Below are 22533 nucleotides of genomic sequence, written 5' to 3' on the forward strand. Positions count from 1 at the left end.
CCGGAGAACGGCGTCCTCCCGTCATAGCTCTACCTTGTGACCAGAAGCACTTAACGGACGAACGGAGTTGTGGCACCGGCAAGAGTAGCCCGTGCACCGACCGTAACGCCCATACCGAGCACTGAGAGTATCACAGCCGTGATGCAGGGAACGACTGCAAAGGTGACGAGTCCCTCGAGCAGACCGCCTCGCGGAGAGGGTGAGCGCTGACCGATGGCCGATCTGATCGGCATCTTCGCCTCGGCGATCGGGCCGATCGTCGCGATCGCGGGGATCGGCTACGCCCTGGCGACCGTCAAGGAGATCGATCCGGAGCCGTTGAACACGGCCGTCGTCTACGTGCTGGCGCCCGCGCTAGTGTTTCACAGCCTCGCCGTCACGGAACTCGCCGCGGCGACGCTCGCGCGAGTGACGGTCGGGATCCTCGTTTTCACCGCGTCGATGTGGGGGATCGCCGAGCTGATCGGCCGCGCCACCGGCGAGCGCGAACCGGCGTTGAGCGCCCTGGTCCTCGTCGCGATCTTCACCAACTCGGGGAACCTCGGCATCCCCGTCTCCGACTTCGCGTTCGGCGACGTCGGCCGCCAGACGGCCGTCCTCTTCCTCTCGGTCCAGTCGGTGCTGATGTACACCCTCGGCGTCTACATCGCCTCCCGGAGCAGCGGCTCCGCCGGCCTCGAGGGCGTGCGCCGCGTGTTCTACGTTCCGCTGGCCTACGCCGTCGTCGCCGCGCTGGTCGCCCGGGCGCTGGATCTGGTCCCGCCAGCGGACACGGCGGCGATGGAGACGCTGCAACTCGTCGGCGACGCCTCGATCCCGCTGATGTTGCTCATCCTGGGGATCCAACTCGCGCGCACCGACACCGCCTCGGCGGTCTCCCGCGCCTGGTCCGCGACGGCCCTCAAGATGGCCGTCGCGCCGCTGGTCGGCCTCGGGATCGCGTTCCTGATCGGCTTCGAGAACGCCACCGTCGCGCGCGTGTTCGTCCTCGAGACCGCGATGCCGGCCGCGGTGACACCGCTGATCCTCGTTATCGAGTTCGCCGGGAGCGCCCGCTCCGAGGGCGTGCTCGTCTCGGAGTACGTCTCGACCTGCGTCTTCCTGACGACGCTGCTGGCGATCCCGGTGCTCACCGTTCTGATCGCGATCCTGCGGTCCGGCGTCGTGATCTGACGGAAACCGACGGGCTACCGTGTCACCTCAGGTGCTCGACCGGTCGCGAACGCGGCGAACGTACTGCGACCCGCCGAACGCGACGAGGGTGGCGACGAAGATCAGTACGGCGTCGACCGCGGCCCCGCTCGCGACGAGCGCGACGACGCCGACGCCGATCGCGATCGCGAACGCCACCGTCCGTTGATCGGTCGAGCGGGCCGTCAGCCCGTTCGCGACGACCAGAAACGACAGCCCGACGGCGACGCCGGCGACGACGTCGACGAGATAGTGGACGCCAAGCGCGACCCTCGAGGCGCAAACGAGCGAGACGACGGTCGCAGCGCCGAGGGCCCGCTGGCGAGCGGTACCGATCGAGAGCCGCCAGGCGAGGCTACCGTAGACGACCGTCGTCAGGACGGCGTGTCCGCTCGGGAACCCGTAGCCGTCGGCGGTCCCCGTCGCCTCGTACAGCGACCGGGCCAGTGGCCCCAGCGACTCGAGGGCCACGAGCGGCTGACCAGGGCGGGGCAGGGCGAACGCGTATTTCAGGGCGGTCACCAGCGAGAAGCCGGCCAGCATCAGCCCGACGAGGACGGCGGCGTCCTCGCGGTCGTTCGGTCGAAGCCAGTAGACGAGCCCCACGAGGAGGGCCAGAAACCAGACGTCCCCCAGCTGGGTCAGCAGCGCGACGAGCAGCGCTGCCCAGTCTGGGAGCGCGTCCTGAACCGCCGGCAGTACACCGATACCCCTGGACATGCGAACCGCTACGCCGACGGATCACTAATCGGTGTCGGCTGGACGGCGACCCGTGGCCCGCCGCGCCCGTCGGCCGAGCGACGGCGACGCCACTCGGAAGAAAACTCGATCGTCCTCGAGAATCCGAACGAGGACGACTTCCCGTCATAGCTCTACCTTGTGACCAGAGGCACTTAAAGAAACGTCGGCGGTCGATCACGAGCAGCAGGTCAGCAGGTGACGAACCGCCAGAACGAATCGACGACGGAGACAGTCGACGAGAAGACGCGCTCGAACGACGGCAATCGAATCCGGACCGACCGATCTAGTGGCCCTGATCGTGCGGGTTCAGCGCGGTGCCGTAGTTCTCGGCGTGGTCGGTGTAGTCGATGAACCGCGGCGCGTCGGGGTCGAAGGGACGCTCGAGGCTCTCGAAGGCCTTCTTCTTGTCCCAGCCCTGGAGCTTGCCGACCGCCGAGCGGTCCTCGAGGTCGTGGTAGTCGAGTTTCGGCTCGGTCATGTCCCAGGCCTTCATCCCCTGTTCGGTCCGGATGATGACGCTGGAGTACTCGTCCGAGGAGCCGACGGAGCCGACGGTGATGTCCGAACAGAAGCCGGTGAAGTCCGCACACTCGTCACAGCCCTTTAGCGCGGCGTCGTGGAAGTTCTCGATGTCCTCCTCGACGATCATCTCGCCGTCGTGGTCGTAGACCATCATCTTCCCGTTGAGGACGTCCATCTTGCCGATTTCCGACGGCGAGATGCCTCGCTTCTCCTCTAACTGCTCGCCCATGAGGCTGTGGTAGTTGAAGTTCTTCGTACACATCAGCGCGATCGTGTAGTCGACCGCGCGGATGCCCTCGTTTTGCTTCTGGTAGTCCCACTCGAAGTCCTGCAGGGCGCGGATGCCCTCGATCTCACACGGCGTGCCGACGATGGCCAGCGAGAGGTCGTCCCAGTCCTTGTCGGGAAGCTTGTGCTCCCACTGTTTCAGGTCGAGGTTGCCGAGCGCCAGCGTCTGGTTGTAGACGGTGCCGGCGTTCTCGATGAGTTCCTCGGTGGTCGTCGCGAGGAAGCTCTCGGCCTTCCACTCTTCCTCTTCGCTCTCGGTGGCGACGAGCGCGCCGTCGATCTCGCCCTCCTCGAGCAGCGTCGCGAGGACGCCCGTGACGACGCCGCCGTCCTGGGCGTTGTCGGTCCAGTCGTCCTCGACCTTCGCGGAGAACTCCGTGATCGGGTCGCCGGCGCCCTTGACGTTGTCTTCGCCGCCGGTGATCTTCCACTGGCGCTCGTACCGGAGGCCGCCGCGGGGACAGAAGTCCCAACAGAGCGAACAGCCGGTACACATCTTGACCAGCTTCGGGAGGTCGTCCTCGCCGACGCCGATCGAGTCCGAGGGACAGGCGGCGACGCAGGTCCCACACTGGATACACCGTCCTTCGTCGATGACGGCCTCGTCCAGTTCCATGAACCAGGTCTTCTCGTCGGGCGTCTCGATGTCGTTCATCTGCGACCGGATCGAGTACTCCGGCGTCTCGAGGTCGACGCCGTCCGGAATCCCGACGCGGGTATCAGGTGCGTCGTCGTAGACGTCCTGACTGACGTCCTGTGCGGGCTCGGTGAACTCGAGCTCGCCGAGTTCGCCCATCTCGTCGACGTTGGCGGCGCCCGCCCCGTCGGTGGCGACGCGCTTGTCGTCGGCCGAGCCTGCGGACGCGGCCGATTCGGTCGTCTTCTCGCCGCAGGTGCAGGTGTCGGGCGAGCAGCCGTCTCCGTCGGCGGCACCGCCATCGGTGGCGATGGCACCGTCTCGAGCGTGCTCGGTTCCCTCTCGAGACCGCGGCGCGGCACCGCCGCTCTCGGGGAACATCACGGCCTCGTCGTCGTCCGTGTTCGACTCGGGGACGGTCGGGAAGACGCGCTCCGAGGACTCGCTTCGCTCGTCCTCGCGGCTCGCGTGTCGCTCCGCTCCCGCTCGCTTCTTCGAGGACTCGCTTCGCTCGTCCTCGCCGTTAGTCCCCATGGGCAACACCTCGTGCGACCGGCGCGTCGGCCCCTTGCATGATCTGTCGGAGCCGCTCGTTGTCGACGCGGCGGGTCCACTCGTAGAACTTCTCGCCGTCGTCGCGACCCTCGCTGTAGGCCTCGAACAGCTGCTCGAGCGCCGGGATCACGGCGTGGGCGGGCACGGCGTTCTCGACCCAGTCTAAGAACTCGTTGTCGGCGCCGAGCGAGCCGCCGAGTCCGAAGTCCATGCCTTCGACGATGTTGTCGCCCTCGGCGTTGGTGCTGTTCTCGTCGTCGAGTTTGACCGTCTCGCCGCGGAAACCGATGTCCGCGATCTGGGGCTGGGCGCAGGAGGCCGAGCAGCCGGACATGTGCATCCGAATGGCCTCGATGTCGTCGGGCACGTCGATGCGTTCGTCGAGTTCGCGGGCCCAGCGCTTGGTGCGCTTCTTCGTCTCGATGATGGCGTAGTTACAGAACTCGTTGCCCGTACAGCCGACCGCGCCGCGGGAGAACGGCCCCGGATCGGGGCTGTACTCCTGGGCGAACGGCTCCGCGAGGAGATCGTCGACGTTCTCGTCGGGGATGTGGGTGATGAGGAAGTTCTGGTCGGTCGCGAGGCGGACGGAGGCGTCCTCGGTCCCGTACTTCTTCGCGGCGCGGGCCGCCGCGGCGAACTCGTCGCCGCCCATGCGGCCGGCGATCACGTTGAAGCCGACGTAGTTGAGTCCGTCCTGTTTCTGCTCGTGGACGCCGACGTGGTCGCCCTGGTAGCCGACGGTCAGGTTCTCGCCGCCGGTGGGCAGGTCGATCGTACAGCGGTCGCGGACGGCCTCCTCGAACTTCTCGGGACCCATTTGCTCGACGAGGTAGCGCATGCGGCAGACGCCGCGGTTGTTGCGATCGCCGAGTTCCTTGAACGTCTGGGCGACGGCGCGGCAGAACTCCACGGCGTCCTCGGGTCGGATGAAGGCGTCGAGTTCCGAACTCATCCGCGGGCCGTCGGAGAGGCCGCCGCCGACGCGGGCGTGGAAGCCGTAGAGGTGTTCGCCGTCGATCTCTTTCTTCGCGGGGACGAGTCCGACGTCGTTGATCTGGGACTGCGCGCAGTCGTGGGCGCAGCCGGTGATCGTGATCTTGAACTTCCGCGGGAGGTTGGCGTACTCGCGGTTGTTGGTGAAGTAGTCGGAGACGGCGTCGATGACCGGTTGCGCGTTGAAACACTCGTGGTCGTCGAGCCCGGCGGCGGGGCAGCCCAGTACGTTCCGGGCCGAGTCGCCACAGCCCTGGACCGTCGTCAGGCCGACCTCGTCGTACCGTTCCCACATCTCCGGGACGTCCTCGACGCGGATCCAGTGTTTCTGGATGTCCTGGCGCGTCGTGATGTCGAGGTAGGCGTCGCCCCAGAGCTCGTTCTGCTCTTCGCCGCCGTACTCCTCGGGAGCGACGGCGTAGTCCTCGGTGACCTCGCCGATCACTTCGGCCTGTTCGGGCGTGAGCTTGCCGCCCGGCACCTTGGTCCGGATCATGAAGTAGCCCTCCTGCTTCTGGGCGTACATGCCGGCCCACTTCAGACGCTCCCACTCGCCGCCGCCGGCGCGCTCTTCGATCTCCTCGAAGGAAAGCTCCTCGTCGGCGTAGTCGTAGACGTCGTCGATGACGTCGAGCGGGTGCTTGTTCTGTTTGTACTGTTCCGTCGTGTTCATGCGAAACACCTCGTTCGCGCGAGTTCGAAAGCGCTTGCGGTTTCGTTCTTCATAGAGACCACCACTGGCGAGCGCTGCCAGTAGCCGGCGTAGTCACGGTATTTTGAGAGACCATCGTTTAGCGGGTAGTAACAGCCTAACCCTATACCACCCTGCAAAGGGGCGAATCATGACGAGGGTCGTCCGAACAAGAAAATATTGCCTCCTTCGGAACCCGTCGCACCCACCGCGGGCGAGAGACCACCGCCGAGCGGGCGGAAACGGGGACAGATCAGCCCGATCGAGCGAACCGCGTCATCGATACCAGCAATAGTCTCCGGTAGGAGAGCGACTGCGTTACTTGAAACAGGCGACGGGCTCGCCCGCGTTCCGCGGATCGGGATCGAACGACGGACCGTCGGCGAACCCGCTGTAGCGGGCCCGGAGGACGATGTGTTCGTCGACGTAGTACGTGACGCGGACGGATCGCTCGGATTCCGCTGGATTCCCTCGCGTCTCGGTCGTCAGATCGTAGACGAGCGAGACCAGTTTCGCGTCGCGGTCCGACTCCGTGTCGACCGGTTTCGTTTCTCCCTCCTCGAATTGGAAGTCGAATCCGTCGGCTTCCGATCCGTACTCCTCGAGGAAGGCGTTCCGTCGATACGCCGCTTCGAACTCGCGGACGTACTCGTCGGCCGACTCGAGCAGCGGGTTCGGCGGCGTCGGATACAGCGCCGGGTCGAGGGCGTCGTCGCGGGAGGGCTCCATCGGCTCGGGCCGATCGACGTCGTCGCAGTCGAACGTGTCCGCAGAGACGATACCGGAATCGAGCGACTCCTCGGACTCCGTGAGGTTACCTTGGAAACAGCCTGCAACCCCCAGAGACAGCCCCACCATCGACGTGAGAAGGGCACGGCGGGAACGAGGTTTGCGCATACAGTGATGTCAAACAGATATTATATGTATGTTTCGTATTCGATTTCGAGTAGTAATCGATTGTATCAAACGGTCGAATCGGTGAGCGCAGGCTCAAGAGAGGAACCGGAATGGGCGACGGAAACGCGTCCGAACGCTATTCGTCGTCCTCGAGCAGTCGATCGACCATCTCCTCGGGGTCGAACGGCTCGAGGTCGTCGTAGCCCTGACCGACACCGAGGAAGAGGATCGGCTTCCCGGTGACGTGAGCGATCGAGATCGCCGCGCCGCCGTTGGAGTCGGCGTCGGCTTTCGTCAGGATCGCCCCGTCGATCTCGGCGGCCTCGTTGAACTCGCGGGCCCGGTTGACGGCGTCCTGTCCCGCCACCGCCTCGTCGACGAACAGCGTCATGTCGGGGTCGACGACGCGATCGATCTTCTCGAGTTGGTCCATCAGGCCCTCGTTGGTGTGGAGCCGACCCGCGGTGTCACCGAGCACGACGTCGATGTCGTTGGCCTCGGCGTACTCGACGCCGTCGTAGAGCACGGCGGCGGGGTCGCCGCCCTGTTCGTGCGTGATGAGCTTCGTGTCGAGCGCCTCGGCGTGTTGCTCGATCTGCTCGTTGGCCCCGGCGCGGTAGGTGTCGCCGTTGGCCATCACCGTCGAGTAGCCGCGCTCCTCGAAGTACTGGCTCATCTTGGCGATCGACGTCGTCTTCCCGACGCCGTTGACGCCGGTGAAGACGATGGTGACCGGCTTGTCCGCGACGGCGATGCGCTCGTCGAAGTCGAACTGGCCGACGCTGATCACGTCGTAGATCGCGTCGCGCAGCGCCTCCTCGATCACGTCACCCGTCGAGGTCGTGAACGATCGGGTCTCCCCGATCAGGTCGTCGCGCAGGTTGTCGAGGATTTCCTCGGTGACGCCCATCTCCACGTCGCTCGAGAGCAACGCCATCTCGAGTTCGTGCAGGGGCCCCTCGAGGTCCTCCTCCTCGATGACGAACTTGCCCTTGACGAGCGATCGGGCCTTGGTGCCGAACCCGGTCGAGCGTTCGTCTTCGGTCTCGTCGTCGTCGTCGGCGGCGGCGTCGGCTTCCGCCTCGAGCGGCTCGTCGTCGCCCGCGTCGGCCGTCTCGGCACCGGCGGTCGGCTCGGCGACGTCGGCCGGTTCGTCCTCGACGGCGTCCGTCTGCTCGTCCTCCTCCTCGTCCTCGCTGCCCCGTTTGATGATTCCCTTGAGGTCGAGTCCGGACGACTCCTCCTCGTCTTCGTCTTCGGATTCGGACGCGGTCTCGGTCTCAGTCTCGGGTTCTGCCTCGGTCTCCGGTCCGACCTCGGGCTCGGGCTCGATTTCGGACTCAGTCCCGAGTTCGGGCTCAGATTCGGATTCGGGTTCGGGTGCCGGCTCCGCGGCCGACCGGTCGTTCGTCGACGCCGCGTCGGCCGCCGACGCGGACTCCGACTCGGCGTCGGCCTCCGATTCGGCACTGGCCGCCGCCGTCTCGGTCGGCGCCGCCGGCTCGGCCTCGAGTTCGCTCTCGGGCTCGTCGACCGGTTCACCGGTGGTATCAGGAGCGTCCGGAGTCGCCGCGTCGCCCTCGCCGGCCGCGGCCGCGTCGGCCGTGTCGACCGCCGACTCGGACTCGGACTCGGCTTCGGCCTCGAGGTCCTCGCCTTCTGCCTCCTCGAGCTCGTCCTCGTCGACTTCCTCGACGTTCTCTTCGGCGGCTTCTTCGGCGTCTTTCCGGAAGCTCCCGAGTTTCTCCTTCAGGTTGTCAAACATGGTGGGAAAGGGGTCCCGTCGTTACTCGTCGGGCTGTTGGCCCTGGCCCATCTGCTGCATCTGCTGTTGCATCGCCTGCTGTTGAAGCTGCTGGGCCTGCTGCTCGAGTTCCTCGCTCTCGGTCTCGAGCTCGGCGATCTCGCTGTTGATCTCGTCGATTCGGTCGTCGAGGTTCTCCTTCTTGCTCTCGAGGGCGTCGACGGCGTCGTCCTCCTCGAGTTCCGCGGCGTAGTCGGCGCCGAGTTCGACGATCACTTCGTCGATGTCCTCGATGGTGGCACGGAGGTAGGCCCCGCCGCCGATGGGCACCTGCACCGTCGACTCGGTGTCCAGCGTGTCGAGGGCCTCGATGGCCTCGTCGGTCTCGCTCTTCTGTTGCTGGACGGCCTCGACGCTCTCCTCGAGTGCCTCGATCTGTTCTTCGATCTCCTGTAGCTCCTGTGACAGCTGCTGTAGTTGTTGCTGACTCATTGTTGGTCCTCGAGTTCGATCTGCATCCGCTTTGGTCCGCATCGACTCTCGAGTCGAGAGAGAACGCGTTCGCGACCGACGCTCTCGTTTTCGGTCACAGCCGCGGTTTCGGACGCCGCGAAACCGTCGGAATCGGCAACCCGGCCGGTGACCGTAAACCGACTCATGGCTATGACTCCGGCAGGCAGTCGGAAGAATGTTCCTTTCCTTCGGAGCCGACGCCCCTTCGCGGCGGCCGTCGCAGCGAGCGGCCGGTCGTCGGTGCCAAACGGTTTTGCGGACGACGCCGTACGGGCGCCTATGAGTGAACTCGAGCCCGACGACCTCTTGCCCAGCGAGCGAATGCAGTCCCAGGCCCTCGAGGGGGACGTCACCCAGATCCACCGCGGCCATCAGTACGCCGAGGCGGGCGATACGTTCACCATCGACGGAACGACGTTCGAAGTGACCGACGTGACCGAGCGCCGGCTGGGCGATCTGACCGACGAAGACGCCCGAGCCGAGGGGATGGACGACCTCGAGGGGTATCGACGCATGCTCGAGCGCGCCCACGACGACTTCGAGTGGGACGACGACAGCGAGGTCGTTCGCCACCGCTTCGAACGGCAGTAGCCGCTACGCGACGCGTTCCCGGCCGAAGATCCCTTTCAGTACGGCAGTCGTGACGACGAACGCCGTCGCGAACACGACGCCCTGACGGAATCCCTCACCGATCGGTTCCGCACCGAGGGCGGCATAGCAGACGCGAGCGACGACCGGAGCGAGGAACAGCAGTCCGTAGTACAGGAGTCGATGCCGTTCCAGATACGCTTCGAACCGCCGGTACCGATTCCGGACCGACATTCTGTGCTCGAGGCGACGACCGAGCGCAGCAAAAGTATTTCTCCACCAACGAATCCGGGCGGAAACGAACAGTCGTCCTGAGAACCGTCGGCCGAACGACCGATCAGTCCAGATAACCGAGGGCGTCCTCGATCCGGCCCAGTTCCGGACCCGTCGTGTCCTCGCCGACGACGTAGCCGCTCTCGTTGGCGATCAGTCCCGAGCCGACCAGCGGCGCGCCGTAGTTGACGGTGCCGACGTCGGCCCGGACGTCCAGCGTCTCCTCTAAGACGTCCAGTTCCTCGTCGGTCGCCTTCGGGTGACAGAGCACCCCGGAGTTCGTCGCGACCGCGGCGGTGCCGACCGTCCGGACGCCCGCGAGGTCGCCGCGTTCGACGGGGACCTCGAGAGTGTCCTCGACGATCTGGACCGTCTCCCGCGGGAGGTCGGGGTGGACGTACGCGCCGGAGTCGTTGGCGAGCACGACGTTACCCGCGGCGTTGATGTTCCCCGGCAGTTCCGCGACGGGGAGATCGACCGCCTCCTCGAGGGCCTCGCGCTCGTACTCGAGGACTCGGGAACTGACGAGCAGCCCGTTCTCGTTACCCGTCGCTAGGGCGCCGACCGTCGAGGAGCCGCCGACGGTCGTCTGGATCGCGGGCACCTCGAGTTCGTCGGTCAGGTCGGCGACGACGTCGTCGTCGACGTCCGGGCGAACGAGCACGCACGAGTCGGTCGCGCGGGCGAAGACGCCGACGTACGCCGACCCGGCGAAGGCGAGGCGTTGCAAGTTTAGTCGGCGACCTCGGCCTCGACGACGGCCTCACCCTCTTCGTCGAAGCGGGCCGCGCGGACGCGCAGCTTTCGCGGCGGGTTGGAGCGGCCGTTCGACCAGACTTCCTCGTTGATCGAGGGGTCCAGGCGGATGGCGTCCTCGTCGACCGCGAAGTGTTTCGCGAGGTGTTCGCGGATCAGTCGCATCGCGTAGTCGGCGGCCTCGTGGTTGGCCCCCTTCTTGACGTCGCGCAGCGGAACGGTTACGACGCGTTCCTCGAAATCACTTGCACTCATCGTTACTCGTCGGTGTCGTTACGCCGCCAGTTGCGTCGCTTGGGGTTTCGCTGGACTTCCATGTCCGTCTTCATCATGACCCAGGCCGGAACGCGGCTGTTCTGGTTCTCGAGTTTGGCAAGTCGCTTCTTCTTGCCCTTCGATTTCTTACCCATAGTAGCCGGACGTAGCCCACGCTGGCTTAAAATCTTGTCCATCTTCGCGACGGAGCCGTCGACGGCGTCGCTGCCGGCTACGGGCCCGCAGTCCGCTCGAGATAGCGCGTCACGCCCTCGAGCGTCGCCTCGCTCAGATCGGTCGTGTACGTCCAGTTCTCGACGCCTTCGGTTCCGCCGTGGCGGTGGAACGCCGAGTGGTCGTAGCAGCCGGTACCGTGGAATCGGGTGCCGGCGCCGATCTCCTCCCGACCGGCGTAGGCGGACGCCATCGGGGAGATGCGCAGCGTCTCGTCGTCGACCCGGACCGCTTCTCCGAGGTCGTGATCGCACGGAGAGCCCCCGACCGCCTCGACCACGTCGGCCGAGAGGAACGTGTGCAGCGTCTCGTGGATCGCCATGTTCCGCGTGACGTCCCGGGAGTCCCAGCGCTCGCTCGCGCCGACGTTCGCCACCGTCAGCGCGTCGCCGGAGGTCCCGTCGGCGTCGTCGCCGACGTGCGCGTTCGGCGACAGCGTCCCGCCGTAGCCGACCCGATAGTTCAGCGGCTCCCAACACAGGAGGAGGTGACAGGTCGATCCCGTCAGCGCGTCGCGCTCCCGCAGCCGGCGGTGGAACCCGTCGAGGACCGCCTCGAAGGACGGAACGACGACGTCGGACGGGCGCTGCACCGCCGAGCGCGCGAGCCGAACCGACCCGCCGCGCTCGACGCGGAGATCGGGGGACTCGAGTCGCGAGCGCTCGCGGGCGTAGTCGCGGACCTGCTCGAGGGCGTCATCGACGGCCCCCAGCGCGTCCCGCAGCGCCGGCGGCCAGCCGTCCGAACCGGCGACGGCGCTTCGCAGTCGGATCCGCAACGGAAGCGATCCGGAATAGACGCGAACCTGCACCGATGTGTCGCCAGTAGCGTCAGCCATCGGTCGCGCGTCTGCTCGGGACCACGAGACGGCGGCCGCACCGCCGACGGCGGCCAGCACCTCTCGACGCGAGACGACGCGCCCGCTCTCGGCCGCGTCGGCGAGTCGAGTCGGCAGTGACGGTGTCACGAGCGATCGACGGCGGGCTCGGCCATCGTGTGCGGTCGCTACGCGAGGGATCGGTATCGATGTCGACCCTGCATTCGCCGAACCGTCGTCGCCGCCGTCACGGCCGACTACTCGAGGGAGAACGACTCGACCGTCGAGTACACCGGGCCCGAATCGGTGAGGGTGCTCTCGGTCAGACGAACCTCGTCGACCGTCGTCTCGCCGATCGTCGGGTCGCGCTCGCGGACGAGTTCCTGGACGCGGTCCTTGCCGCCGGCGTGTTCCATTCGCGCGAGCGTGACGTGGGGCGTGAAGTCGTGGGACTCCGCCTCGAACCCCATCGCCGTCGTTCGCTCCTCGATGGCCTCGTGGAGGCGCGTGAGTTCCTCGCCGCCGGTCTCGGTCCCGAACCAGACCACGCTGATGTAGTCGAGGCTCGGGAAGACGCCGAGTCCGCCGTAGCGGACCGGAACGGGATCGACGTCGGCGTCCGCGACCGCGGCCTCGAGCTCCCGCTCGAGGGTCGGTAGCCGATCCTCGGTGACCTCGCCGAGGAACTTCAGCGTGATGTGGGCCTGTTCGGGGTCAGTGAAGTTCAGCCCGCTCGCGTCCTCGAACTCGGCTTGCAGGTCGGCGACCGGCTCCGCGAGGTCGTCGGGCAGGTCGACGCTGACGAACAGTCGCATATCGGGCGTCCGGTCGGCAAGCTATTGAATCGTGCGCCAGGCGGCCGCGGCGTCGGCGCGGCGATCGTCGCCGCCGACGCGGACGAAAGCAGAGTGCACAGCTATTCAGTCGACGGTCCGGGACCGATCACTCGAACTCGTCCTCGAGGTCGCTGAAGTCCTCGATGACGTGGTAGCTGATCAGGTCGGCCGGCCCGTCCTGTGCGATACCGATCACGAGGCTCTGCTCGTCGGTGTTGTCGACCGACACCGTGTCGGTCTTGCTCGGTCCGCTCTGGGACGGATCGTCGGTCTCGTTCTCGCCGTCGGTCTCGTTCCCATCAGTTTCGTTTCCACCGGTTTCGTTCCCGTCAGTCTCGCCGTCAGCGTCCTCGACGACCGTCGATTCGTCCTCGGACACGTTGGCGCCGTCGGACTCGTTCGCCAACGTCTCGTCGGCCGTCGATTCGGACTCGTTCGTCTCGTTACCGGCGTCGGACTCGCTCGAGCCGTCGTTCGTCTCCTCCTCGAGGGGGTCGTCGAGCGCGACCGTGACCTCGTAGTCGCCGGTGCCGGTCCAGACGTCGTCGTATTGGACCGTCGCCTCGGTGTTCTCGTCGGACTCGTCGTCCTCGGGCGGGGCCTCGAGATCGAACGTCTCCTCGAGGACGGTCTCGTCGTCGGGGTCGACGACCTCGATCGTCCCGCTGACCGACTGATCGGCGCCGTTGAAGACGTTCACCTCCTGCAGCGCCATGTCGGCGAGGAAGTCGGCGACCGCCGAACAGCCGGCGAGCGAGACCAGCGCCGTCGCGCTCCCGGCGGCGACGAACGTGCGCCGGGAGAGGAGGCGATCGGTTCGGGAGCGGTCCGTCGACGCGGAGGGCGTCGCTGTCGATCGGGGGCGGTTTGGCGGGGACATGCCACCTAACACTAATCGGTTAGGTTACAAAAATTTTCGTATTGACACATTATGGTCGCGACTGCAGTCGCGGTCGGATACCCCCTCAATCGCCCGACGGTCAGAGGTCGGTGTTCCTGAAGCGGAGATAGCCGATCGCGACGGGACCGAGGATCCAGCCCGCCAGAACGAGCAGTGCGGTCCAGGAGTTGACGACCGACGGCGCCTCCGCGGCGAGGTGGGCATGCGTGGAATCGAACTCGAAGCGCACGGCGACGAGGTGTCGGTACGCTTCGCTCGGCGACGCCAACTGGAGGGCCACCGCCCAGTCGGGGATCGGCGAAGGGGTGTTGAAGCGGAACAGAACCGCCACGATCGTATCCACCAGCCAGATCCAGGCCCGATCGAGCGCGACGTAGAGGCCGATCGCCCTGACGAGAACCTGTCGATCGGTCGCGAAGCTCATCGAGCAGGCGAGCGCGATCGACACGAACGCGACGCCGTACAGCGCGGTGGCGCCGACGAAGCCCAGATACGACAGCGGCGCGGCGGACTCGTACTGCGTGAGAGCGACCGCGCCGACGACGACGAGCCCGGCGACCAGCGGGAGTCCGAGCACGAGCGAGCGACCGACGAGTTTCCCGGCGACGAAGTCCCGCCGGGACTGTGGGAGCGACAGCGCGAGGACGAGGCTCCCCGATTCGCGCTCGTAGAGAACGGCCTTGTAGCCCAGCACGATGCCCACCAGCGGCACGAGTCCGTAGACGGTCGCGAACGTCGTCTCGACGAACGCGGCGAACGCTCCGGAGTCCGGACCGAAGACCGCGCTCCTGAGGACGAGCAGTCCCGCGAGCGCCGCGAGGGCCCAGATCGTCCGCGAGCGGATCGAGTCTCGGACGTCCTTCCGCGCGGTCGGCCGCCAGTTCATCCGCGATCACCGCCGCTTGCGGGCGCTCGAGGGAGTGGCCCGCTGCCGGAGAGCGTTCGGAGGGTCGTACTACCGTTGGAGGGTGCTCGATCGATCATAGGTCCGTGTTTCGAAACCGCAGGTAGCCGAACGCGATCGGAACGACGGTCCAGGCGAGGAACAGCGCGAGCGCGAGCCACTCGCTCAAGTACCAGGCGTTCGATCCGGCGTAGGCGCCGGCGCTCCCGTCGACGAAGAACCCGGTCAACAGCCGATCGTACAGCGTCACCGGATTCAGGCCGAACAGGAACAGTACCGCGTCGGGCAACTCGCCGTCGACGAGTCCGATCGCCTCGAGGCCGTACCGCAGGGCCGACCGAGCGGCGCCCCAGACGGGGACGAACAGCCCGTACGCGCCGAAGGCACCGACGGTCGCGAGGTGCTTCGATCGCGTGAGCATCGACATCGCGGTCGCGATCCCGGTGAAGATCCAGCCGTAGAGGACGGTCAGCGCGATAAAGGCCAGATACCAGCCCGACGAGAGCGAGCCGAAGGGGTAGACGACGAGCGCGCCGGCGACGGTCAGGGCGGCGACGAGCGTCGTCGCGAACGCGAGCGAGCGGCCGACGAGTTTTCCGAGCACGAGGTCCCGACGGCTGTAGGGCAACGACAACAGCAGCGTCAACTGCCCCGACGTCCGCTCGGTGACGATGGCGCCGTAGCCGAGAAAGACACCGATCAGCGGCAGGAGGTAATCGACGCTCCCGGTCAGGAAGCCGAATCCGACGAACGCCTTCGTCGTGAACGGCTCGCTGCCCAGGACCGGGTACAGGTACCCGCTCAGGACGCAGGCGCCGGCGAGCGCCCACAGCAACCACCGGATCGCTCGGGAGTCGCCGGTCGCCGCATACTCCCGGCGAGCGATCGTCGTCCACGACATCAGCTCGCTCCGCTCGTGTACTCGACGAACATCTCCTCGAGCGACGCCTCCTCGGTCCGGAAGTTCTCGACGTCGACTCCGGACTCGTTGAGCGCGACCAGCACGTCCATCTTGGCGTCGTTCGAACAGGTCACCTCGACCCGGTCGGCCTCCGGGTTCGGCCAGGCGCGCTCGACGCCCGCGAGGGATTCGACCGCCTCGAGGTCGCTCTCGTCGACGCGGTCGACCGTGATCAACAGCTTCGTCGCACCGCCGACCGACCGGCGCAGCCCCTCGATCGTGTCCGTCGCGACGAGTTCGCCGTCGTAGAGGATGCCGACGCGGTCACAGACCGCCTCGACCTGTTCCAAGATGTGACTCGAGAAGAAGACGGTCGCGCCGCGCTCGCGTTCCTCCCGGATGACGGTGCGGATCTGCTTGATCCCGTGCGGGTCGAGACCGCTGGTGGGCTCGTCGAGGACGAGCAGGTCCGGTTCGCCGACCAACGCCATGCCGAGGACGAGCCGCTGAGCCATCCCCTTCGAGTAGCCGCCGGCCCGTTGGTCGGCCGCGTCGCGGATGCCGACCCGATCGAGAACGGCCATCGGTTCGACGTCGGCGTCTTTCGCCTCGATCGCGTACTCGACGTGCTGGCGGCCGGTCAGTCGGTCGTAGACGGTGTACCCGTCCGGGAGGACGCCCATACGGGACTTGGCCGCGACGGACTCCGCCTGGCAGTCGTGCCCGAAGATCGCCGCCCGACCGGTGTCCGGCTGAGCGAAGTCGAGGAAGACGTTAATCAGCGTCGACTTCCCCGCGCACCGTTGGGGCCGAGGAAGCCGAAGATCTCGCCCTCGTCGACCGTCAGATCGACGCGATCGAGCGCCGTCACGGTCCCGTACCGCTTCGAGACGTTCTCGACCGTTATTGCAGCCATATATTGTTAGTAGTATAACTATTTTATAGCTCTTTATATTCGGTGAATTCGACGGTAATATATCGGCCACTCCCGAGGTCGCAGCCCTTAACAGTCGTCACCGCTAGTTTCCGACAATGACTGACCGAGAAGGCGATCGCGAGGGCGATCACCGATTCTCCGACGGCGACGGATTCGACGACGCCTACGAGGAGTTCGATCTGGACCCGCCGGAACTGGCCGTCGATCCGGGAAAGGTCGACCCCGTCGACTCGCGGGTCGTCACCGACACGCTCGACGACCAGAACATCGCCAAGGACGACGTCGACGCCGAGGAGTTGCTCGACGTCGGCCTGAACTACATGCAGATCAACCGCTACGAGCAGGCCACCGACGCCTTCGAGCGGACCGCCCAGTTCGCCGAGGACGAGCGCGTAGAGCAGGAGGCGTGGGTGAACAAGGGCGTCGCCCACGCCGAACTCGAGGAGTACGACGCGGCGATCGGTGCCCACCGCGAGGCCATCAACATCGACGACTCGAGCGAGCACGCGGCGACCGCGGAGACGAATCTCGCGTACGCGCTCTGGGAGTTCGGCGAGACCTCGCAGGCGCTGGACCACGCCGAGCGCGCCGTCGAGATCGACGACCGGTTCGCCGAGGGGTGGTACAACCGCGCGTTCTTCCTCTCCGAGCGCGGACTGGCCGAGGAGGCGCTGCACTGCATCGACAACGCGATTCGACTGGGCATGCGCAACTCGAAGATCTTAGAGGAAAAGGCCGAGATCCTCGAGGAGTTGGGCGAGTACGACGAGGCCGAGGAGATCGCCGACGAGGCCATCGAGATGCGCGAGCGCGCCGAACAGCGCGTGATGGAGGAGCGCAGGGAGATGCAAGGCGAGTCCCTCGGCGACCCCCGATCTCAGTCTCAGTCCCAGCCCCAGCGCCGGCAGGGCCGACAGGACGGGTTCGACATGGCCGACCCCGGTCAGGCGTCCGACCGCGACGAGGAAGACTGGCGGCTCGAGTAACGAATGCTCGTCAACGAACGGGAGACACAGGAGGGATTGCTCGTCGCGGTCTGCGACGAGGACGTCCTCGGGGAGACCTTCGAGAGCGACGAGATCTCGCTGACCGTCACCGAGGAGTTCTACGGCGGCGAGACCGCCGACGAGAGCGCCGTCGTCGACAGCCTCTCGCGGGCGGCCGTCGCCAACATCGTCGGCACGCGCGCCGTCGAACTCGCCATCGAGGAGGGGTTTATCGACGAGGCGAACGTCCTCGAGGTCGGAACGACGCTCCACGCCCAGTTACTGCGCATGCAGCGGTTCTGACGGTCTCGAGGCCTCCGTGGACGTTGCGAGGCGTCGACCGTGTCGGCGGTATCGAGGGGACGACTCGTTCGCGCCGATCGTCTCGCGTTCGACGACCGGCCGGGACGAATACGTCCGTTCCGAGCCGACTACCGGGTGAATTCTTCCCGGGAGGATGGTATCCACACACCGCCATAATAAGTTAGACAACATTACCAAAACAGTTTGGAGACACCGATATGCCGATCGGTCGAGAACACGGAAATGGCAGGGCGGGATACTGGACGATCTGAGCGCACCCCTGCCGAGGCACCCACCCACCCACCTACCCACCACTCCCACCGACCACCGCTTCCACCACTCCGTCCACTATCCACCGTTTCCCGCTTTCCGTTTTTCACACCGCGTCTGGCGTCCGAGACGACGGCTTCGAGTGCCTCGACCGAAGGAGTGTTTTGTCTGGGGACCCTCCGGAGAGACAATGAGTCAACAGAACCTCGAGTCGCTCGACGTCGGAGCGATTCGCGACGAGTTCCCCATCCTCGAGCGCGAGTTCGACGGCCAGCAGGTCGTCTACCTCGACAACGCGGCGACGACCCAGACCCCCGATTCGGTCGTCGACGCGATGAGCGACTACTACCGCGAGTCCAACGCGAACATCCACCGAGGGATCCACCACCTCAGTCAGGAGGCCTCCATCATGTACGAGGAGGCCCACGACCGCGTCGCCGAGTTCATCAACGCCGAGGGCCGCGAGGAGGTCATCTTCACGAAGAACACGACCGAGGGCGAGAACCTGATCGCCTACGCGTGGGGCCTGAACGAGCTCGGCCCCGGCGACGAGATCGTCCTCACGGAGATGGAACACCACGCCTCGCTGGTCACGTGGCAACAGATCGGCAAGCGCACCGGCGCCGACGTGAAGTACATCCGGATCGACGAGGACCAGCGCCTCGACATGGATCACGCCCGCGAGCTCATCACCGACGACACCGCCATCGTCTCGGCGGTCCACGTCTCGAACACGCTGGGCACGGTCAACCCCGTCGCCGAACTGACCGACCTCGCCCACGAGCACGACGCGCTCTCCTTTATCGACGGCGCGCAGGCGGTCCCCAACCGTCCCGTCGACGTCGCCGAGATCGACGCCGACTTCTACGCCTTCTCGGGCCACAAGATGGCCGGCCCTACCGGGATCGGCGTCCTCTACGGGAAACAGCACCTGCTCGAGGCGATGGAGCCCTACCTCTACGGCGGCGGCATGATCCGGAAGGTCACCTTCGAGGACTCCACCTGGGGCGACCTCCCCTGGAAGTTCGAACCCGGGACGCCCCAGATCGCCGAAGCCGTCGGCCTCGAGGCCGCCATCGACTGGCTCGAGGACATCGGGATGGAACGGATCCAGGCCCACGAGGAGGAGATCGCTCGCTACGCCTACGAGCAACTCGAGGGCGAGGAGGACGTCGAGATCTACGGCCCCGAACCGGGTCCCGACCGCGGCGGACTGGTCAGCTTCAACGTCGAGGGCGTCCACGCCCACGACCTCGCCTCGATCATGAACGACCACACCATCGCCGTCCGCGCGGGCGACCACTGTACCCAGCCGCTCCACGACAAGCTGGGCGTGCCGGCCTCGACTCGAGCGTCGTTCTACGTCTACAACACGCGCGAAGAGGTCGACAAGCTGGTCGCAGCGCTCGAGGACGCGCGCGAGCTGTTCGCGTAAACGACTGCTGACTGCGGGACGGTTTCGCGGGTTCTTCGCTCCCGTCCGTTCGAATCCGACGAACTGCGTCGCGGACACGATTCTACGACTCGAACCGGATAGCGGCAGCGGCGGAAACCAGTCCACGTGCAGTGGCGCGCGCTGTGCCGCGGTGAACTGCTGTGAACCGCGGCACGAACCCGTGCGAGGGATGAGCGAGTGAGCCCGCGAACGAGCGAATCGGCTGGGGAGGGCGTGGCAACTCCCTGGTGCCACGATGGGCAGAGCGCTCGAGAAAACCACCGATACGCTAAACGGAATCCGGACTCGCGAAGCTATTACTCGATTCAAACCATTGGCAGGAACATGTCCGGGGCGCCCCTCACGCTTCAACGGGCCGACGAGAGCGCACTCGAGGACATCGAAACCCTGCTCGCCGAGAACGACCTCCCCTCGGCGGACGTCCGAACGTCATCCGCGCGGTTCTACGTCGCCTACGACGGGGACGACCGGATCGGCATCGGGGGCCTCGAGCGCTACGGCACCGACGGACTGCTTCGGTCGGTCGTCGTCGAGCGCTCGGCGCGCGGGAAGGGGTACGGAACGACGCTCTGTGACGCGCTGGAACGGCGAGCTCGAATCGACGGTCTCGAGACGCTGTACCTGCTCACGACGACCGCCGCCGGGTTCTTCGCCGGTCGCGGCTACGAGGAACTCGAGCGAAGCGACGCACCGGCCGCGATTCGAAGGACGTCCGAGTTCAGGGAACTCTGCCCCGCGTCGGCCACGTGTATGCGGAAATCCCTCTGAGATCGGTCTCGATAGGACTGGCAGTCGTCTATGACGGAACGGGCTAGCGCTCCACTGACAGGAACCCGTTCAGCGAGTCGGGTCGTTCTCGTGGCTGACGGGTAACACTTACTTATGAGGCGTGAATAGCTATGAATAATGAATAAGTCTGAATCCTCGACGGACTCTGAAAAAGAGATCGTTTCGGTCTCCAAGCACGGTCAGGCGACGATTCCGAAGCGATTCCGGGAAAAACTCGGCATCGACGCCCCGGGGAAAGCACTGTTCCGCGAGACTGAAGACGGCGAGGTCATCGTCGAACAGGTCCGATCCGCGAGCGAAATGCAGGGCTTCGCTGCACGAAGTGAGGCGTCGACCGACACCCCCGCTACCGAACTTCTTCGAGAGAAACGGGCTCAGGATACGTCCGCTCGAGACGAGCGGTTTTCGTCGGAGCAATGACGACGGTCCCCGATCGCATCGTCTTCGACGCCGAACCGTTGGTCGCACACGCCGCTGACGAACCGGGCGCGTCGGCTGTCGCGGAATTCCTCGACGCAGTCGGTATCGAAGATGCCGACGGCTACAGCAGTCGGGTGAACCTCTCCGAAGTCCGGTATATCCTCGCTCGCAAGTATGACCGCGACGTCGCCGACGAGTATCTCGAGTGGCTGTTCGACCTCGGACTCGAACCGGTCGACGTCGAACCGGTCTGGATCGACGCGTCCGAACACGTTCTCGAGTACAATCCCGCACTCGGCGACTCGTTCGCGTTAGCGACCGCAGCGCACGTCGATGCGACGCTGCTGGTGGGTAGCGACGACGATTACGACGAGATCACCGACGCGCCGATCGAGCGCTTTCGCGACGGATCGGTCTAGAGTCCGAAGGAAGACTGGTAACGTACATCTGAGCGTCCGTCACCTGCGAACGGAGCGCTTATTCGATCGGTACCGAAACACGACGGCCATGCTCGAGGCAGTCCGCACCCGCGCTCGCAGCTACTTCGAGGGCGCCCCGCCGGCTCACGACTGGCACCACGTTCAGCGCGTCGAGACGCTCGCGGAGACGCTGCTCGACCGGTACCCGACCGACGAAATCGACGGCCAGGTCGTCACACTCGCCGTCTATCTCCACGATATCGGCCGGGAGAAGGAGGCCAGCGGCGAGATCGACGACCACGCGACGTGGGGCGCCGAAGAGGCGGGTCGCATCCTCGAGGACGGCGGCGCCGACCCGGCGACCATCGACGCCGTCGCACACTGCGTGCGCGCCCACCGCTATTCGAACGAAATCGAGCCAGAGACCCTCGAGGCCGAGATCGTCAGCGACGCGGACGACCTCGACGCGCTCGGGGCGGTCGGGATCGCTCGCACCTTCGCCCACGGCGGCGCGCTGGGCGAGCCGATCCACGATCCCGCGATACCGGTCGCCGACGACGAGACGACCGCCGGGGCCACGCAGTACAATCACCTCTCTAAGAAGCTCCTCAAGCTGCCCGAGCGCATGTACACCGACGTCGGCCGGGAGCTCGCGACCGATCGCGCCGAGTTCGTTCGCGACTACGTCGCGCAGTTCGACGCGGAACTGACCGGCGAGCGCTGAGTCAGACGGACCGTCCCTCGAGCCGTCAGTTCGGGAACAACAAGAAACTCGCGTAGGGTTTTTGAGGATCGCACCGGTACTAGGCGGTGCCGAGGTGAGAACGATGCAAGAGAGTACGATCGGTCGCCCCCGACGGGATCCGTTCGAGACCCTGGTCGACGTTCTCGCCGAGGCCAGCCGGTACGACCTCCTGCTGGGGATCGTGCCGGTCGTGTTCACGGTTGCACTGGTCGCGGCACACGTTCTGCGCCTGCCGGTAGTGCACGCGATGTTCGTCGCGGCGACTATCGGCGCGCTCGTGATCGTCGATGCCTGCTACCTCAATCCCCCCGTCGACCAGGGATCGCCGTAGCGGTATCGACCATCAACCGTTTCCGCGGTCGATGGGGCGTTCGTCGAGGGCGGACTGCACCGACTCCAGCGACGCGTCCGCCGATCGGTGTCCGTCCGCGATCGCGGTACAGACCACCTCTCGATACCGGAGCGCCGTCGGCCCCGGAACCCTTTTACAACTCTCGCGTCTATTCAGGGATAACAATGGGACTGGGCTCGGATATGTACCGACAGCAGATCCTCGACCACTACAAGAACCCCCGGAACTACGGGGAGCTCGAGGATCCGACGTTCACCCACGTCGGCGAGAACCCGATGTGTGGCGACGAGATTCGCATGGACGTCAAGCTCGACGACGACGAAGAGACGATCGAACACGTCGCGTTCAAGGGCGACGGCTGTGCGATCAGCCAGGCCTCCGCGAGCATGCTCTCGAAGGAGCTTCGAGGGAAGACCCTCGAGGAGCTCCAGGAGATGGACCGCGACGACGTCGTCAACATGCTCGGGGTCGACATCTCGCCGATGCGGATCAAGTGTGCCGTTCTGGCGGAAAAGGTCGCCCAGGACGGCGCGGAGATCTATCAGGGCGAACTCGACGTCGAGAAGACGACGACCGAGGACTGAGACCCACCTTTTTCCGCTCGGACTCGCTCGCT

27 protein-coding genes and 1 pseudogene are annotated in these 22533 nt (G+C 66.0%); 11 read left to right on the forward strand and 17 right to left on the reverse strand.

Going from position 1 to position 22533, the window contains the following annotated elements:
• Window positions 1–213 precede the first annotated feature (213 nt).
• Entirely contained in the window at window positions 214–1173 is a 960-nt protein-coding gene (locus tag WD430_RS06300) for an AEC family transporter (RefSeq protein WP_339105167.1), read from the forward strand.
• Window positions 1174–1200: 27 nt separating this feature from the next.
• On the opposite strand, the gene WD430_RS06305 is transcribed toward WD430_RS06300, so the two are convergent.
• The 7 genes from WD430_RS06305 to WD430_RS06335 all read right to left on the reverse strand — a co-directional run bounded on the left by WD430_RS06305 (window position 1201) and on the right by WD430_RS06335 (window position 8921).
• Window positions 1201–1911 (reverse strand): phosphatase PAP2 family protein, encoded by a 711-nt coding sequence (locus tag WD430_RS06305; RefSeq protein WP_339105168.1) that lies wholly within the window; start codon window positions 1909–1911, stop codon window positions 1201–1203.
• A 304-nt stretch (window positions 1912–2215) separates the two neighbouring features.
• A complete protein-coding gene (locus WD430_RS06310; RefSeq protein ID WP_339105169.1) occupies window positions 2216–3913 on the reverse strand; it encodes a Coenzyme F420 hydrogenase/dehydrogenase, beta subunit C-terminal domain in 1698 nt (565 codons plus the stop codon).
• The gene (locus WD430_RS06315) at window positions 3903–5603 is read right to left on the reverse strand and encodes a ferredoxin--nitrite reductase (protein ID WP_339105170.1); all 1701 of its coding nucleotides are present in this window, start codon (window positions 5601–5603) and stop codon (window positions 3903–3905) included. Before WD430_RS06315 ends, WD430_RS06310 begins: the two co-directional genes overlap by 11 nt.
• A 336-nt stretch (window positions 5604–5939) precedes the next feature.
• Window positions 5940–6479, reverse strand: a complete 540-nt coding sequence (locus WD430_RS06320; protein WP_339105171.1) for a hypothetical protein — start codon at window positions 6477–6479, stop codon at window positions 5940–5942.
• A 175-nt stretch (window positions 6480–6654) separates the two neighbouring features.
• Entirely contained in the window at window positions 6655–8283 is a 1629-nt protein-coding gene (ftsY, locus tag WD430_RS06325) for a signal recognition particle-docking protein FtsY (protein ID WP_339105172.1), read from the reverse strand.
• A 21-nt stretch (window positions 8284–8304) separates the two neighbouring features.
• Window positions 8305–8754 (reverse strand): prefoldin subunit alpha, encoded by a 450-nt coding sequence (pfdA, locus tag WD430_RS06330; RefSeq protein WP_339105173.1) that lies wholly within the window; start codon window positions 8752–8754, stop codon window positions 8305–8307.
• The gene (locus WD430_RS06335) at window positions 8751–8921 is read right to left on the reverse strand and encodes a hypothetical protein (protein ID WP_339105174.1); all 171 of its coding nucleotides are present in this window, start codon (window positions 8919–8921) and stop codon (window positions 8751–8753) included. Before WD430_RS06335 ends, pfdA begins: the two co-directional genes overlap by 4 nt.
• A 133-nt stretch (window positions 8922–9054) precedes the next feature.
• Between WD430_RS06335 and WD430_RS06340 the strand changes: the two genes are divergently transcribed.
• A complete protein-coding gene (locus WD430_RS06340) occupies window positions 9055–9366 on the forward strand; it encodes an ASCH domain-containing protein (protein WP_339105175.1) in 312 nt (103 codons plus the stop codon).
• A 3-nt stretch (window positions 9367–9369) separates the two neighbouring features.
• Here the strand turns inward: WD430_RS06340 and WD430_RS06345 are convergent, their stop codons facing one another.
• The 10 genes and pseudogenes from WD430_RS06345 to WD430_RS06390 all read right to left on the reverse strand — a co-directional run bounded on the left by WD430_RS06345 (window position 9370) and on the right by WD430_RS06390 (window position 16156).
• Entirely contained in the window at window positions 9370–9597 is a 228-nt protein-coding gene (locus tag WD430_RS06345; RefSeq protein ID WP_339105176.1) for a hypothetical protein, read from the reverse strand.
• Window positions 9598–9700: 103 nt separating this feature from the next.
• Window positions 9701–10366, reverse strand: a complete 666-nt coding sequence (locus WD430_RS06350; protein ID WP_339105177.1) for a translation initiation factor IF-6 — start codon at window positions 10364–10366, stop codon at window positions 9701–9703.
• A 2-nt stretch (window positions 10367–10368) separates the two neighbouring features.
• Window positions 10369–10647 carry a 50S ribosomal protein L31e gene (locus tag WD430_RS06355; protein ID WP_008892985.1) on the reverse strand — a complete coding sequence of 93 codons (279 nt, stop codon included), beginning with the start codon at window positions 10645–10647 and terminating at the stop codon, window positions 10369–10371.
• A gap of 2 nt (window positions 10648–10649) precedes the next feature.
• Window positions 10650–10802, reverse strand: coding sequence for a 50S ribosomal protein L39e (locus tag WD430_RS06360; protein WP_004267621.1), 153 nt, complete (start codon window positions 10800–10802; stop codon window positions 10650–10652).
• Window positions 10803–10879: 77 nt separating this feature from the next.
• Window positions 10880–11848: a hypothetical protein gene (locus WD430_RS06365; RefSeq protein WP_339105178.1), complete on the reverse strand. Its 969-nt coding sequence runs from the start codon at window positions 11846–11848 to the stop codon at window positions 10880–10882.
• A gap of 107 nt (window positions 11849–11955) precedes the next feature.
• A complete protein-coding gene (thpR, locus tag WD430_RS06370) occupies window positions 11956–12513 on the reverse strand; it encodes an RNA 2',3'-cyclic phosphodiesterase (protein ID WP_339105179.1) in 558 nt (185 codons plus the stop codon).
• A gap of 127 nt (window positions 12514–12640) precedes the next feature.
• Entirely contained in the window at window positions 12641–13414 is a 774-nt protein-coding gene (locus WD430_RS06375) for a hypothetical protein (RefSeq protein WP_339105180.1), read from the reverse strand.
• Window positions 13415–13514: 100 nt separating this feature from the next.
• A complete protein-coding gene (locus WD430_RS06380; protein ID WP_339105181.1) occupies window positions 13515–14321 on the reverse strand; it encodes an ABC transporter permease subunit in 807 nt (268 codons plus the stop codon).
• Window positions 14322–14415: 94 nt separating this feature from the next.
• The gene (locus tag WD430_RS06385) at window positions 14416–15240 is read right to left on the reverse strand and encodes an ABC transporter permease subunit (protein ID WP_339105182.1); all 825 of its coding nucleotides are present in this window, start codon (window positions 15238–15240) and stop codon (window positions 14416–14418) included.
• Window positions 15240–16156: pseudogene (locus WD430_RS06390) on the reverse strand (ATP-binding cassette domain-containing protein). Before WD430_RS06390 ends, WD430_RS06385 begins: the two are co-directional and overlap by 1 nt.
• A 116-nt stretch (window positions 16157–16272) precedes the next feature.
• Between WD430_RS06390 and WD430_RS06395 the strand changes: the two are divergent.
• The 9 genes from WD430_RS06395 (at window position 16273) to sufU (ending at window position 22501) form a co-directional block, all read left to right on the forward strand.
• Window positions 16273–17163, forward strand: a complete 891-nt coding sequence (locus WD430_RS06395) for a tetratricopeptide repeat protein (RefSeq protein ID WP_339105183.1) — start codon at window positions 16273–16275, stop codon at window positions 17161–17163.
• 3 nt (window positions 17164–17166) lie between these two features.
• A complete protein-coding gene (locus WD430_RS06400; protein ID WP_339105184.1) occupies window positions 17167–17466 on the forward strand; it encodes a DUF424 family protein in 300 nt (99 codons plus the stop codon).
• Window positions 17467–17926: 460 nt separating this feature from the next.
• Window positions 17927–19171: a cysteine desulfurase gene (locus WD430_RS06405; RefSeq protein WP_339105185.1), complete on the forward strand. Its 1245-nt coding sequence runs from the start codon at window positions 17927–17929 to the stop codon at window positions 19169–19171.
• A gap of 345 nt (window positions 19172–19516) precedes the next feature.
• Window positions 19517–19960, forward strand: a complete 444-nt coding sequence (arsN2, locus tag WD430_RS06410; RefSeq protein ID WP_339105186.1) for an arsenic resistance N-acetyltransferase ArsN2 — start codon at window positions 19517–19519, stop codon at window positions 19958–19960.
• A 138-nt stretch (window positions 19961–20098) separates the two neighbouring features.
• Window positions 20099–20401, forward strand: coding sequence for an AbrB/MazE/SpoVT family DNA-binding domain-containing protein (locus WD430_RS06415; RefSeq protein WP_339105187.1), 303 nt, complete (start codon window positions 20099–20101; stop codon window positions 20399–20401).
• Complete coding sequence (locus WD430_RS06420; RefSeq protein ID WP_339105188.1) at window positions 20398–20820, forward strand: PIN domain-containing protein; 423 nt, start codon at window positions 20398–20400, stop codon at window positions 20818–20820. Before WD430_RS06415 ends, WD430_RS06420 begins: the two co-directional genes overlap by 4 nt.
• An 88-nt stretch (window positions 20821–20908) precedes the next feature.
• The gene (locus WD430_RS06425) at window positions 20909–21544 is read left to right on the forward strand and encodes an HD domain-containing protein (protein ID WP_339105189.1); all 636 of its coding nucleotides are present in this window, start codon (window positions 20909–20911) and stop codon (window positions 21542–21544) included.
• A 103-nt stretch (window positions 21545–21647) separates the two neighbouring features.
• Window positions 21648–21896 (forward strand): hypothetical protein, encoded by a 249-nt coding sequence (locus WD430_RS06430; RefSeq protein ID WP_339105190.1) that lies wholly within the window; start codon window positions 21648–21650, stop codon window positions 21894–21896.
• A 185-nt stretch (window positions 21897–22081) separates the two neighbouring features.
• Window positions 22082–22501 carry a Fe-S cluster assembly sulfur transfer protein SufU gene (sufU, locus tag WD430_RS06435; protein ID WP_339105191.1) on the forward strand — a complete coding sequence of 140 codons (420 nt, stop codon included), beginning with the start codon at window positions 22082–22084 and terminating at the stop codon, window positions 22499–22501.
• Window positions 22502–22533: the final 32 nt, after the last annotated feature.

It is taken from the genome of Haloterrigena sp. KLK7, assembly GCF_037914945.1.
Classification (GTDB): Archaea; Halobacteriota; Halobacteria; order Halobacteriales; family Natrialbaceae; genus Haloterrigena; species Haloterrigena salinisoli.

What these genes read in the sequence shown, in the direction of transcription:
- WD430_RS06385 (WP_339105182.1), bottom strand. Translation starts at nt 15,240, where the DNA reads ATGTCGTGGACGACGATCGCTCGCCGGGAGTATGCGGCGACCGGCGAC.
- thpR (WP_339105179.1), bottom strand. Translation starts at nt 12,513, where the DNA reads ATGCGACTGTTCGTCAGCGTCGACCTGCCCGACGACCTCGCGGAGCCG.
- WD430_RS06305 (WP_339105168.1), bottom strand. Translation starts at nt 1,911, where the DNA reads ATGTCCAGGGGTATCGGTGTACTGCCGGCGGTTCAGGACGCGCTCCCA.
- WD430_RS06430 (WP_339105190.1), top strand. Translation starts at nt 21,648, where the DNA reads ATGCAAGAGAGTACGATCGGTCGCCCCCGACGGGATCCGTTCGAGACC.
- sufU (WP_339105191.1), top strand. Translation starts at nt 22,082, where the DNA reads ATGGGACTGGGCTCGGATATGTACCGACAGCAGATCCTCGACCACTAC.
- WD430_RS06415 (WP_339105187.1), top strand. Translation starts at nt 20,099, where the DNA reads ATGAATAAGTCTGAATCCTCGACGGACTCTGAAAAAGAGATCGTTTCG.
- pfdA (WP_339105173.1), bottom strand. Translation starts at nt 8,754, where the DNA reads ATGAGTCAGCAACAACTACAGCAGCTGTCACAGGAGCTACAGGAGATC.
- WD430_RS06340 (WP_339105175.1), top strand. Translation starts at nt 9,055, where the DNA reads ATGAGTGAACTCGAGCCCGACGACCTCTTGCCCAGCGAGCGAATGCAG.
- WD430_RS06375 (WP_339105180.1), bottom strand. Translation starts at nt 13,414, where the DNA reads ATGTCCCCGCCAAACCGCCCCCGATCGACAGCGACGCCCTCCGCGTCG.
- WD430_RS06405 (WP_339105185.1), top strand. Translation starts at nt 17,927, where the DNA reads ATGAGTCAACAGAACCTCGAGTCGCTCGACGTCGGAGCGATTCGCGAC.
- WD430_RS06315 (WP_339105170.1), bottom strand. Translation starts at nt 5,603, where the DNA reads ATGAACACGACGGAACAGTACAAACAGAACAAGCACCCGCTCGACGTC.
- ftsY (WP_339105172.1), bottom strand. Translation starts at nt 8,283, where the DNA reads ATGTTTGACAACCTGAAGGAGAAACTCGGGAGCTTCCGGAAAGACGCC.
- arsN2 (WP_339105186.1), top strand. Translation starts at nt 19,517, where the DNA reads ATGTCCGGGGCGCCCCTCACGCTTCAACGGGCCGACGAGAGCGCACTC.
- WD430_RS06395 (WP_339105183.1), top strand. Translation starts at nt 16,273, where the DNA reads ATGACTGACCGAGAAGGCGATCGCGAGGGCGATCACCGATTCTCCGAC.
- WD430_RS06310 (WP_339105169.1), bottom strand. Translation starts at nt 3,913, where the DNA reads ATGGGGACTAACGGCGAGGACGAGCGAAGCGAGTCCTCGAAGAAGCGA.
- WD430_RS06380 (WP_339105181.1), bottom strand. Translation starts at nt 14,321, where the DNA reads ATGAACTGGCGGCCGACCGCGCGGAAGGACGTCCGAGACTCGATCCGC.
- WD430_RS06335 (WP_339105174.1), bottom strand. Translation starts at nt 8,921, where the DNA reads ATGAGTCGGTTTACGGTCACCGGCCGGGTTGCCGATTCCGACGGTTTC.
- WD430_RS06400 (WP_339105184.1), top strand. Translation starts at nt 17,167, where the DNA reads ATGCTCGTCAACGAACGGGAGACACAGGAGGGATTGCTCGTCGCGGTC.
- WD430_RS06425 (WP_339105189.1), top strand. Translation starts at nt 20,909, where the DNA reads ATGCTCGAGGCAGTCCGCACCCGCGCTCGCAGCTACTTCGAGGGCGCC.
- WD430_RS06345 (WP_339105176.1), bottom strand. Translation starts at nt 9,597, where the DNA reads ATGTCGGTCCGGAATCGGTACCGGCGGTTCGAAGCGTATCTGGAACGG.
- WD430_RS06420 (WP_339105188.1), top strand. Translation starts at nt 20,398, where the DNA reads ATGACGACGGTCCCCGATCGCATCGTCTTCGACGCCGAACCGTTGGTC.
- WD430_RS06320 (WP_339105171.1), bottom strand. Translation starts at nt 6,479, where the DNA reads ATGGTGGGGCTGTCTCTGGGGGTTGCAGGCTGTTTCCAAGGTAACCTC.
- WD430_RS06355 (WP_008892985.1), bottom strand. Translation starts at nt 10,647, where the DNA reads ATGAGTGCAAGTGATTTCGAGGAACGCGTCGTAACCGTTCCGCTGCGC.
- WD430_RS06300 (WP_339105167.1), top strand. Translation starts at nt 214, where the DNA reads ATGGCCGATCTGATCGGCATCTTCGCCTCGGCGATCGGGCCGATCGTC.
- WD430_RS06360 (WP_004267621.1), bottom strand. Translation starts at nt 10,802, where the DNA reads ATGGGTAAGAAATCGAAGGGCAAGAAGAAGCGACTTGCCAAACTCGAG.